The 11,337-nt window shown below is 44.3% G+C and carries 14 protein-coding genes; 5 read left to right on the plus strand and 9 right to left on the minus strand.

Going from position 1 to position 11,337, the window contains the following annotated elements:
• Positions 1-129 precede the first annotated feature (129 nt).
• Entirely contained in the window at positions 130-1,017 is an 888-nt protein-coding gene (locus tag AACQ17_RS01255; protein WP_013868239.1) for a LysR family transcriptional regulator, read from the minus strand.
• A gap of 125 nt (positions 1,018-1,142) precedes the next feature.
• On the opposite strand from AACQ17_RS01255, the gene AACQ17_RS01260 reads away from it, so the two are divergent.
• The 3 genes from AACQ17_RS01260 to AACQ17_RS01270 all read left to right on the plus strand — a co-directional run bounded on the left by AACQ17_RS01260 (position 1,143) and on the right by AACQ17_RS01270 (position 3,124).
• Positions 1,143-1,781 (plus strand): NAD(P)-dependent oxidoreductase, encoded by a 639-nt coding sequence (locus AACQ17_RS01260; RefSeq protein WP_017043238.1) that lies wholly within the window; start codon positions 1,143-1,145, stop codon positions 1,779-1,781.
• 115 nt (positions 1,782-1,896) lie between these two features.
• Positions 1,897-2,619 carry a sulfite exporter TauE/SafE family protein gene (locus AACQ17_RS01265; protein WP_013868241.1) on the plus strand — a complete coding sequence of 241 codons (723 nt, stop codon included), beginning with the start codon at positions 1,897-1,899 and terminating at the stop codon, positions 2,617-2,619.
• Between the two features lie 73 nt (positions 2,620-2,692).
• A complete protein-coding gene (locus AACQ17_RS01270) occupies positions 2,693-3,124 on the plus strand; it encodes a YccF domain-containing protein (protein ID WP_026027764.1) in 432 nt (143 codons plus the stop codon).
• A gap of 79 nt (positions 3,125-3,203) precedes the next feature.
• Here AACQ17_RS01270 and AACQ17_RS01275 read toward each other — a convergent pair whose 3' ends face one another.
• The 5 genes from AACQ17_RS01275 to AACQ17_RS01295 all read right to left on the minus strand — a co-directional run bounded on the left by AACQ17_RS01275 (position 3,204) and on the right by AACQ17_RS01295 (position 7,572).
• Positions 3,204-4,070 (minus strand): glycerol kinase, encoded by an 867-nt coding sequence (locus AACQ17_RS01275; RefSeq protein ID WP_166538135.1) that lies wholly within the window; start codon positions 4,068-4,070, stop codon positions 3,204-3,206.
• A gap of 184 nt (positions 4,071-4,254) precedes the next feature.
• A complete protein-coding gene (locus AACQ17_RS01280) occupies positions 4,255-4,662 on the minus strand; it encodes a hypothetical protein (RefSeq protein WP_013868244.1) in 408 nt (135 codons plus the stop codon).
• The gene (locus AACQ17_RS01285) at positions 4,659-5,150 is read right to left on the minus strand and encodes a methylated-DNA--[protein]-cysteine S-methyltransferase (protein ID WP_094147803.1); all 492 of its coding nucleotides are present in this window, start codon (positions 5,148-5,150) and stop codon (positions 4,659-4,661) included. The genes AACQ17_RS01280 and AACQ17_RS01285 overlap by 4 nt, the downstream gene beginning before the upstream one ends.
• A 1-nt stretch (position 5,151) precedes the next feature.
• Positions 5,152-6,504, minus strand: coding sequence for a DNA-3-methyladenine glycosylase 2 family protein (locus tag AACQ17_RS01290; RefSeq protein ID WP_094147802.1), 1,353 nt, complete (start codon positions 6,502-6,504; stop codon positions 5,152-5,154).
• 177 nt (positions 6,505-6,681) lie between these two features.
• A complete protein-coding gene (locus AACQ17_RS01295) occupies positions 6,682-7,572 on the minus strand; it encodes a LysR family transcriptional regulator (RefSeq protein ID WP_013868248.1) in 891 nt (296 codons plus the stop codon).
• Between the two features lie 148 nt (positions 7,573-7,720).
• Here AACQ17_RS01295 and AACQ17_RS01300 point away from each other — a divergent pair, with 148 nt between their 5' ends.
• The gene (locus AACQ17_RS01300; protein WP_013868249.1) at positions 7,721-8,080 is read left to right on the plus strand and encodes a DUF413 domain-containing protein; all 360 of its coding nucleotides are present in this window, start codon (positions 7,721-7,723) and stop codon (positions 8,078-8,080) included.
• Between the two features lie 266 nt (positions 8,081-8,346).
• Here AACQ17_RS01300 and AACQ17_RS01305 read toward each other — a convergent pair whose 3' ends face one another.
• On the minus strand, positions 8,347-8,598 hold the full coding sequence (locus AACQ17_RS01305) for a DUF3081 domain-containing protein (RefSeq protein ID WP_017044957.1): 252 nt from the start codon (positions 8,596-8,598) through the stop codon (positions 8,347-8,349).
• Between the two features lie 313 nt (positions 8,599-8,911).
• On the opposite strand from AACQ17_RS01305, the gene nagB reads away from it, so the two are divergent.
• The gene (gene nagB, locus AACQ17_RS01310; RefSeq protein ID WP_013868251.1) at positions 8,912-9,712 is read left to right on the plus strand and encodes a glucosamine-6-phosphate deaminase; all 801 of its coding nucleotides are present in this window, start codon (positions 8,912-8,914) and stop codon (positions 9,710-9,712) included.
• A gap of 125 nt (positions 9,713-9,837) precedes the next feature.
• Here nagB and AACQ17_RS01315 read toward each other — a convergent pair whose 3' ends face one another.
• Both AACQ17_RS01315 and AACQ17_RS01320 read right to left on the minus strand, forming a co-directional pair.
• Positions 9,838-10,134, minus strand: coding sequence for a bactofilin family protein (locus AACQ17_RS01315; RefSeq protein WP_305951630.1), 297 nt, complete (start codon positions 10,132-10,134; stop codon positions 9,838-9,840).
• 8 nt (positions 10,135-10,142) lie between these two features.
• Positions 10,143-11,090, minus strand: a complete 948-nt coding sequence (locus AACQ17_RS01320) for a M23 family metallopeptidase (RefSeq protein ID WP_017044959.1) — start codon at positions 11,088-11,090, stop codon at positions 10,143-10,145.
• Positions 11,091-11,337: the final 247 nt, after the last annotated feature.

An 11,337-nucleotide genomic window follows, 5' to 3' on the forward strand; every position in this document is an offset into this window, starting at 1 on the left:
GGTAGTATGTCTGTGAGATAAATGAGGTCATCTACAATATTAATTATAGATAATTTCATTTTTGGCATTAACACTATGTTTAATCTAGCTAATAATATTGATTAAATTATTAGCTAGAATGACTTAACGCTAAGCGATGAGATCGTTTTTCCAGCTTTGAGCGATGAAATCAATGAATTGGCGAACCAATGGGGTTTGATAGCTACGAGAAAGATACACAGCCCATAGTGCGCTGCTTGGGCTGTGAAACTCTGGCAAAACGCGTACTAGTGTTCCTGAGGCGATAAAGACATTTGCAAGATCGCATGGTAGCCGTACGATGCCTTTGTGATGTAGGGCAGCACGGCATAAAATTTCCATATCATTAGCGCGGATGTTGCCATTCACGGTGACAGAGAGCTGTTCATTGTCTTTAACCACATCCCACTTGTTATTACTCATGTGCACAAAGCAGTTGTGCTGGGTTAAGTCATTGGGTGTATTGATAGGAGGGTGTTGGTTGAGATAGCTAGGGGAAGCGCATATGACGGTGCCGACGCTCATTAAACGGCGAGCGATGAGCGTATCATCCGGCTGTTGGGTAAAACGCAGGGCAATATCCACGCGTTCATCGACCAGTTGTGAAAGGCGATCTGAAGCGACAATGTCAATTAACACATTGGGGTGTCGTTGCGTGAAGTCTTCAACAACGGCCAATAACATGTTTTGAGCAAGGCCTATCGGCGCGGCAATGCGAATGGTACCGTTTAAGAGTTGTGACTGTTCCAACGCTCGTGTTTCAAGTTCGGCAGTTTGGTGCAAAATTTGTTCGCAACGGATTAAAGCCTCTTCACCGGCGGTGGTTAGGCTGACTTTGCGTGTCGTGCGGTGCAGTAACCTCTGCTTTAACCAATCCTCAACTTCTTGGACATGACGTGACACTTGTAATCGACTTAAGCTCAAGTTGTCTGCGGCTTTGGTAAAACTGGCAGTATTTGCCACTTCGATAAAACTGCGCATGGCGGTTAGTCTGTCCATGGTAGGCCTTTATTAGATACGAATATTGATACAATCTACATCATTTTTGAGTGTTTTTCCTCCTTCGTTTAACTACTAGACTACAATTGTTGTCGAGAAACAGAAACCGAATGAGGAAATAAATTATGAAAATTGCAGTATTAGGCGCATCAGGTTGGATTGGTAGTCACATTGTCAATGAAGCAAAAGCACGGGGCCACGAGGTGATCGCGTTAGTGCGTGATTCAAGTAAAGTCGATGCTGAAGGTGTTAGCGTTCAACTATTTGACTTACAACAGCCTTTATCAAAAATTAGCGCTGCGTTAGCTGGTGTTGATGTCGTGATCGCTTCTATCGGCGGACGTGCAGCTGGCAACCACGATATTGTTGCGGCTACAGCGCAAAAACTGCTGTCAGATCTACCGCAAGTGGGTGTGGATCGCCTACTGTGGGTTGGTGGTGCGGGTTCATTGGAAGTCGCTCCCGGTATCAAATTGGTGACCGTAGAAGGTTTCCCTGAAGAGTACAAAGGGGAAGCATTAGCGCAAGGCGAAGCGTTGGATCTCTTCCGTGCGAGTACAAGCAAGGTTAATTGGACATTTGTTAGCCCGGCCGCTGAGATTTTTCCGGGTGAGAAACAAGGTGCTTACCGTGTGGGCGGTGACGCTCTATTGTCTGATGCTGAAGGTAACAGCAAAATCTCAGTCAGTGACTATGCCCTCGCGATGATCGATGAGTTAGAAAGTGCCGCTCACCCTCGTCAACGTATTGGTGTTGCTTACTGATACCAGACCGATAGATCAATTTGGCTATTCTCATGATCGAAAATTGCTGATAACGTGAACGAAGTAATGCTCTCTATGGGCATTACTTTTCTTTGTTTCGCTTATAGGCATTTTAATGGAAATGTTCAGTAGTACGGCGCTTATCGCCATGTTTCTTATTTTCTTGGGTTCATTTGTGCAAACGGCGATTGGTTTTGGCTTAGCGATCGTCGCAGCGCCCTTGCTGTTCTTGATCTCCGCCGATTACGTTCCTGCCCCCATTTGTATCGTGGCGCTGTTTATTTCTATCTTGAACGCCTTAAAGCATCGCTCGAACATTGAGCTCGGCGGTTTAAAAATGGCGCTGATTGGTCGCGTTCCCGGTTCAATTGCGGGCGGTATCCTTCTGGTTTTAGTCTCGACGGATGTACTGGCGTTATGGCTTGGTTTATTGGTGTTATTTGCCGTGGCTGTTAGTTTATTGCCGTATCGCATCGAACCTACCCCGATAAAAATGGGTATTGCGGGTTTTTTCTCCGGTTTCTTTGGCACCAGTTCCGCGATTGGTGGGCCGCCGATGGCGTTGATCCTACAGCATCAAGAAGCGAATCAGTTGCGTGGCAATCTTTCGGCATTTTTTGTGTTTAGCTCGATCATCTCTTTGATTATTCAAATACCGGCAGGTTTTCTGACGTTACATCATTTATGGATAACGATTCCGCTTATCCCCTCAGCTTGGTTGGGTTATAAGTTGGCGATGATGACCACGCAATCACTACCCAAAGATAACATCCGTTTCGCTGCGTTGCTGCTTTGTACGATAAGCGGCGTTACGGCGGTATGGCATGGTTTAGCCTAGCGTTAATCTTCCGTTCAGGTCATGCAATGATACTGAAAGGGTTTATGGGTCTATTTTATACGGAGTAGCAGTTATGAGAACAATCGGCAATATTATTTGGTTTTTACTGGGCGGAGTGTTTATGGGGCTCGCTTGGTGGTTTTTTGGTCTCCTTGCCTTTATCAGCATTATTGGCATTCCATGGGGGCGTGCTTGCTTTGTTATCGGTAACTTTTCGTTTTTTCCTTTTGGACAAGAGGCGATTTCCCGTGATGAATTGACCAATCAGCAAGATATTGGTACCAGCCCATTTGGCTTAATCGGCAATGTGATTTGGTTTGTTTTCGCTGGTTTTTGGTTAGCCGTTGGTCATATTTTATCGGCGGTGGCGTGTTTTATTACCATCATTGGCATCCCTTTCGCACTACAGCATTTGAAACTCGCGGTTATTTCTTTGGCTCCGATTGGTAAAACCATCGTTCCGAAAGAAGAGGCGGCTAGAGCTCGCTATTCTTCTTATCGTTAATATAGGTTTTGTTTTTTGCTCCTTTTCTCTCGTGTTGCTCTCTCAGTGACGAGGGGAAGGGGGCATCTTGCCAACGCGATTAATACGCTTTAATCCCAAACTCTCGCAGTTTTCTAGGCAGAATGTCATCTAAATGCGCAATGTCTTGCGGGTGAATATTAATCAGAGCAAAGCCGTGATCGTGGTAAATGGCTTGAGTTTGTAAGCGCGTTTTTTCGTCGGTTGCGCCACTATCTGAACCCCAATATTGTAAATATACTTTCCCGGTCGGAAGATAAAAATCGCACATTACGTCAGCTTCTATTGGCAACTGACGCTCATAAGCGTGGACGACGCCTGCCAAATAGAGCCAATTATCGATCAGTAATTCGCCGGTTGAGCGAACATAGTGGCCGTCTAAGGTGCGATGTTTTGCCTCAAATTTTTGGCGAAAGTGAGACAATGATTTATCGGTCGATTGGCTATGAGCATCTTGCCCTAAAAATTCGACGATGGATTGTTTCAAACGTTTATTGCGCGTCACCGTATCATGCCAAACAACAAATAATTGCTCAGAAGCTTTGTCTTCACGTTGCTGGGCGCCTGCTCTGAGCCCAGCCTCCGTTACTTGCCAGCCTTTTTCTGTTTTAGATATCCAGCCTAACTCACTCAATAGTTGATTTATTTTTTTGGGGTTGAGCCTGAAATGATCGCCAAGCTGAGTGGCACTTAACGTCTTTCCGCTGGTGGCTTGTGTGTCGACGAGCAAGTTTTCCGGCCAGACAATAAATTGGCCATATTGCGTGTGCTGGGTGTATTCGCCGCCAAATTTTGCTCCCAGTTCTGTTAATACCCACTTGTTGTCGAAGCGGTTAATGTACCCTGCTTTTTGGAGGTTACTGAATAGTTGTTTAGCGTCTGTATTACGCAATTTAGCCAGTGCCGAGGTTGACAGTTTTTCTGCCATCATTATCTCCTTATTTCACGAGATCCATTCAATTCAACAGTCTGATATCTCTACCTTACTTGAATTTTGGGTAAATGACAGAGCGAGTGTGTGCGATGGTTTTTAAAATAGATAAAAGCTTAATTTTTGAGCTTAGGCACGGGTAAACATGATTGAGTAGAACTGGTCATTGCGTTAACGCGAGTTATTGGCTCGCGTTTTCTACTCCAGACGGTTTAGCTTCAACATTGCCTGTTTTTACCCATACGTTACTCAATTTATACATGGCGCAGACACTGCATGTGAGCACTTCTCCTTTGCCATGGATCACAAGCACGATATCTTCTCGTTTTTCTTTCGAGTTATTGCGTAGCTGGATCGTCAGTTGATTACCATCTACGCTGTAAGCGCGAGACCAGTGCTGAGTTTCAGATTCAGCACGTACAACACCCTCTTCGAAAATCAATAAGTCATCATTGAACTGGTTGTCATAAGTCCCTTTGAACTCATAAGTTTCACGGTTTAACCAACGTTCAAGGTCATCTTGAAAACAGCCTTGCAAAGTGGCTGTAAGGACGAGAATACTGATTGATTTTGCCGTAGATCTTATCATGTTGCTGCAACCTCTGTTGTTGTTCGCTCAAGTTCTAATAAGCTCGCTTTACGGTTTAAGCCCCCCGCATAGCCAGTGAGTTTACCACTTTTTCCGATCACTCTATGGCAAGGAACGATGATCGAAATTGGATTTCTACCATTGGCCAAGCCGACAGCCCTTACGGCTTTGGGGTTACCGATCGCCTCTGCAATCTGTTGGTAGTTCCAAGTTTCGCCATAAGGTATCTTGCATAATGCTTGCCACACAGATTGTTGGAACTCGGTGCCTTTTGCCGCTAAAGGTAAAGTAAATATAGTCCGTTTCCCGGAAAAGTACTCATCTAACTGTTTGATAGTATTGATGAGTATAGTACAGTGTTCGGGTTTTACCCCTAACTCTGTTGGCATGGTGGTTTCGGTTTCAAACCAAGCCCCCAATAAACCTTGCTCGCAGGCTTGCAATGTCATGATTCCTAAGGGGCTGTGATAGTGGGTGAAGCTATTCATATTAGTAATTCCAACAGTGAAAGGTGGCGTAACTTCCCCAAGGTGAAACCTTGTCTGCGTTCAGCTCAGGAAAATGGCTTAAGGCCTTCTTAACCACCAAATCAGTGTCTAGAAAGCAATCTGAATCGGACTGACCTCTTAACCTAGCGTAGTTTACGGTCCACGGCCCAATACCTTTTAGTGAAAGCCAAGCATCCACATCGGCTTCAGGGTGTTGGCACATGAATTGAGCAAAGCGTGTTAAGGTCTCTTTTCGGCTGTGTGGCATCTTTAAAAAGTGCAAGTCAAGCTGTGCGATTTGTTCCGGGCTTGGAAAGTAACTGCTCGTATTTTGAGCTGGGTTTACCGCATCGACTAATCGATTGAGCTGGCCAATGGCTGCTTTTATCGAAACTTGTTGACCTAAAATAGCTCTGACTCCCGCCTCCCAACAATTCCAAACGCCGGGAATGCGGATTCCTGAACGAGTGACTAAACCCGGAGCGCAGTCTTCCAAATAGGCCTCGATGTGGCTGATGTCGGCTTCGAGGTCAAATAGGCGGCGTAGTTTTGCCACCAAGTAACGCAGTTTGGTTATGTCTTGCAACTCGAATTCAACCTCTAAATGGGTCTCAGAGGTTAAGCTGGCACGAAACCAGCCAGTCGTATTGTGTATGTTGAAGGTGCGTTGATAATGATTGTTACTGACCTGTTCAATGGCGTTTACTGCACGTAATCGATAGAAATCTAGCATATATTGCCAATCGAAAGGGCCGCGAAAAGAGAGTGTTAATAGGTTTTTTGTCATCAATGCAGTTTTAGATTGCCGCACTTGGCTGGGGGTCAGTTGCAACGTTTTGATAAACGCATCGTTAAAGCGGCGGGTACTGTTGAACCCACAAGCGAATCCTATATCGGTAATGGACAGAGCACTGGAATGCAACAACTGTTTAGCAAACATCAACTGATGGTACTGAGCATATTGTTTCGGTGACACTCCTAAATGGGTTTGAAACAGTTGTCGTAGGTAGCGGTCACTGATCCCCAAACGTTCGGCAAATTGAGCCAGATTGCTCGATTGTAATTCACCTTGCTCAATAAGCTTGATTGCACGCAAAAAGGTGGTTTCAACCCCTTTCCATGCCCAAGAATGAGGTGCACTGTCTGGGCGGCAACGCAGGCATGGCCGATAACCCGCTTGTAGAGCTAGTGCGGAGTTGGCGAAGTATTCAACATTCTTTTCTTTTGGCAGGGTTGCCGGACATATTGGGCGACAAAAGATGTTGGTTGTTTTGACGGCAACGAAAAATCGTCCATCAAATCGCGGATCACGGCTAGTGCGAGCTTGTTGGCATTGTTCTTTATCGAGTTCCATCCATGGTGCCATTTGGTATAACGAGCCTTATGCAGTTTTTATAAGCTAAGTGTATGCATGAATTCTGTCGATACTAGCCATTTTCGGAACTGGATGGCTTTTTCTGCGGTTTCTCTTGAAAAAGGATATTCATAACGCTGTATTCAATACCCGCTACAGCGTTATGAATTTGTTGGGTCAGTCGAGAATGACCTCGCCCGCTTGTTGTAATGAGTAAGCACTACTAGGGTTGATGTTTTTGACTAACTTTTCCACTTGCATAATGGCTTCTATCGATGAGCTGTTTTTTCGGTAGCTGAGGAAGATGGGACGCTGCCAATCTTCCACATTGTCAATTCGATACAATTGGCCAGAGTGGATAAAAGGTTCAACAAGTGAGGTAGGAAGGTAAGCGCTTCCCCCTTTTTCTAAAATGAAATCAAGTGCGATACGAGCGGTCGAGGTGCGCAAATAGGGGGTCGGCGTCTTCGGATGTCGCTCAGCATGCTCGGAAGCGAAACGGCTTCCCCAATCGACGTACACGTATTTATTATCAAAGGCGGTTTCCAATGTGTCAGGACGCGTCGAAACCAACACCAGTACTAAATCTGCGACTTTTTTGCAGTTTAGCTCTTCGGCTTTAATTGGGTCAAAGGCAAACGCCATATCTAAGGTACGCTCCAGTAGGCTGCGGTTGAGCTGCTCGCGCCCCATGACTTCCGCCATAAAGCCATAACCGCTAAAAGCATCAGTCACAACGCTTAAACAGTTTTGTAGATGAGCATCCCAAACGTTGGGCGTTCCCCCTAATGTAAGCTGCAAAGCTCGGCCATTTTCCAAAGAGAGCTCAAACTTGGCTTGTTGCAAAGTAGCCACCATCACTTCGGCATAGCCAACGAGTCGTTCTCCTGCCGATGTGAGCTTTATGTTGTTGCGATCACGCGTAAATAGTTGAGCATCAAAATAATTTTCTAATTGCTTGATACGTGCGCTGACGGCGGCTTGGGTCAAATAAAGGTTTTCAGCTGCTCGCCCAAAATGACGTACTTTGGCGAGTTCGAGAAAAGTGCGAAAAACTTTTACATCCATATTAAATCCTCTGAAATTACCCCGTCAGATTAACAAGGAAGTGCAATTATGACGATAAAAAATTTTTGTTTTTCTTTTCGGAGATTTACGCCTAATTTTCGCGTGATCTATCGCTACATGGTAGTAGCGCCATTCACATGAGGTTGATATGTCTGAGACTGAATTCCGTCACGGAAAAAAACGTTTTTACGACAATACAAAGTTTCCACGAGGCTTTGCTAAGTCTGGTGATTTTACTCTTGCAGAAGAAGAACTTCTCGCCATTTATGGTGGTACCATGCTTGGTCTTGAATCTGGTGAACTCACGCCAGAGAATGCCGAAGAAGCTCATTTTGTTAAGGCGATTGAAAACCCAGGTAAAGCGAAATCTAAGTTAGAGCGTGTCTGGTTAAAATACACTCAACTTGCTCGCGGTCGTAAGCGTTTCCATACGTTGAACGGTCGCAATAAACCTGAAAGTGGTGATGACTATAATGATGAAGAAGTTAGCTTAACGGAAGAAGATTAATCTGTATCTCTAATGCAGGATCTTAAGCCGTAATTTGGTCAGCTTTCTCATTTATTTCTTCAGCCTTATTGTCTCAATAAGGCTGACAAACTTGCTCGCATCGCCTTTCATATAAGAGATCTTTGTGCAAAAGAGTGTGACTCAATCAAGATGAGAAAAGTGCTTTCGCTCAAAGCCCTAGTATTGATGACTCACTCGGGCTTTGCATTATCGCCACTCTGCTCATTTGGTCGCGCTTAGCCAATCCATGAGCTGGGTCAACACCGCTACTTAGCCAAAATGGCTACTTTTTTCAAAAAGCTGTCGCGTAGATGCTCTTGGTCATAATCGAGATGGTAGGTATTGTGGAAGCCAACTTTTAGCTCCACACCATTTCCTCGCATGTAAATGTTATAGCCGTCATAGTCTGAAAAAGCTTCGATACCTTCATAGATTTTCCCGAATTCAGTCGGTGTACCATGCGCCATTACTGTTTCATAAGCATGGAGAATTTTCGCGGGTTCAAGTTCGTTTTTCATGGCATTTGCTCCTTTCTTGCTTGTTACTCCAAGTATGGGTAATGAATGCACGCTTCGCCAGATAGTGGAGTGATAGCGACTCAAACTTTACTTAATTTTATAGATGAATTTTTATCTCATTTGGTTATAGCATGTGCCGTATTAGTTCTACTTCTACCTGTAGAAATTGCTACAAATTTAAGCGCATTTCTGGTTGGGATTTGAAGAAAGAGCGAAAATTTGACCTAAAACAATGGCAGTTACTTAACACTTATTTTATAATGCGAATTAATGTTCTATTACACCATAATATTCCAATAACTAGGGGCCAATCATGAGACTTATCCCGTTAAAACAGGCTGCACAAGTCGGCAAGTGGGCAGCAGCACACATCGTAAAACGCATCAACGCATTCAACCCAACGGCAGACCGTCCTTTTGTATTGGGTTTACCTACTGGTGGTACACCATTGACGACTTATAATGCACTGATTGAAATGCATAAAGCAGGCGAGGTGAGCTTTAAGCATGTCGTGACATTTAATATGGATGAATACATTGGTATTCCTGAAAATCATCCGGAGTCATACCGCTCATTTATGTATAACAATTTCTTCAATCATGTTGATATTCAAGAAGAAAATATCAACTTACTGAATGGCAACGCACCAGATGTTGATGCAGAATGTAAGCGCTATGAAGACAAAATTAAATCATACGGTCGCATTAATTTATTTATGGGCGGTGTGGGTAATGATGGGCACATCGCGTTTAACGAGCCTGCTTCTTCACTTTCGTCACGCACTCGTATTAAGACACTGACAGAAGATACGCGCATTGCAAACTCTCGATTCTTTGATGGTGATATCAACCAAGTTCCTAAATACGCGCTAACGATTGGTGTAGGCACACTGCTAGATTCAGAAGAGATCATGATTTTGGTGACAGGCCACAATAAGGCGCTGGCTTTGCAAGCGGCCGTGGAAGGAAGCGTCAACCATTTGTGGACAGTCTCCGCACTACAACTTCACGCGAAATCAGTGATTGTATGTGATGAACCATCGACTCAAGAACTAAAAGTGAAAACCGTAAAATACTTTGCGGAATTAGAAGCAAAAAATATCGAAGGTTTCTAAGTCTCCCCGTTGGGAAAGGACATTCATAAACAAAAGGCCTGCTAACATCAGCAGGCCTTTTTACACTTTGTAGCAAATGGGACTTTCTATCAAATGGGGAAGTGCGAACGAAATCGGTAGTTGAATTAACCTTCAGCAGCGATTTTCGCTTCTTTTAATTCAACTACTTGTTTCTCCGGGGCAGGGTAGGTTACTCCATTAAAGCGCCCACCTTGTTCAATGCTCAAGTCGTCGCTATAAATAGACCCTGTGACGCTCCCTTTGCTTAAAATTTCAATTTTAGTCGCGTGACATGTGCCTTGGAACTCGCCATTAATGATGATGTGGCCTGCGTACAGTTCACCATTAACCGTGCCTGTTTCACTAATGACGATGGTTTTATCAACGTGCAATTGACCTTCTACCGACCCGTCAATTTGAATGTCGCTTTCTAACCTGAGTTCCCCACTAATGGAACAGCCTTTTGCGATGAGAGTTGTAGCTGAGTGCTGACTCTTAGCTCGACTTTGTTTACTAAAGATTCCCATCGGATACCTCTTACCTTACTAAATATCGTTTCAAAATCATTCACGCCCCAATCAACAAAAGGTCTTGGATCTAATGAACGGCCGACAAATCGAATTTCATAGTGCAAATGTGGGCCAGAAGATAACCCACTGTTTCCAGAATAAGCAATTAAGTCGCCCTTCTGTACAAAATCGCCCCCTTTCACGGCAAATTTTTGCAAATGAGAATAGGAGCTGGTAAATCCATAAGAGTGCTGTAAGCGTAAAAAATTGCCTGACCCTTTATCACTGGCGCGAGTGACTTCGGCAACGCCATCGGCTGGTGCATAAATTGGCGTGCCTATGTTAACCGCAAAATCTTGCCCGCGGTGAATTTTGACGTTGCCGGTCACAGGATGAATACGCTCACCGTATCCTGACGAAATTCTCGCATTATGCACAGGTGCACCGCTGGGTATTTGGGTCAGCATCACCATTCTAACTGAAGAAGTGATAGCGGCGGTGTCTAAACGTGATTCTAATTCCGCTCCGCTTTCATCCATACCCAATACTTTTTCAAGATCGCCGAGCCTGTCTGAAACAACCTGCATCTTTTCTTCTCGTTCGAGCAGGTCATTCTCTAAGCTGTTTTTTAGCTCCTTTAAAGAGGTGACTTCTTCGGTCAGTGACATCGACTGGCTCTCTAACTCTTGTTGCTTGAGTTTGGCAAAATCAACTTCATCAAGAAGGTAATAGATAACGCCGCCAGTGGCGAGAATGCTGGCAACCAGCACATAGCCAAAACCTTTTAAAAAATGTCGGAACCATTTACCGAGATGAAAGTGCTTCGTCCCATGGATGGATGAAACGGAAACAACCACTCTTTCTTTCATGAATTCGTTCACAGCGTCTATGGTTAACAGTACAGCCGATTCTAACAGGGAATGCTCAGGGTCAAAACATTTTGCGCTGTAAGGCTATACTCGTCCCACCTCTTATTGTTCGGTTTGTGAATTGGAGCGTATCCTTGGCCTGCTTTTAGAAGAAGATCCGATGTTGTTAGTAAAAAAAGCCATATTAATGTATGAGCTAATATTAATATGGTTTTGTGTATATAAGTTTCAAAATAGACAATATGGA

The organism is Vibrio sp. V10_P2A27P122 (assembly GCF_963874335.1).
Classification (GTDB): Bacteria; Pseudomonadota; Gammaproteobacteria; order Enterobacterales; family Vibrionaceae; genus Vibrio; species Vibrio anguillarum.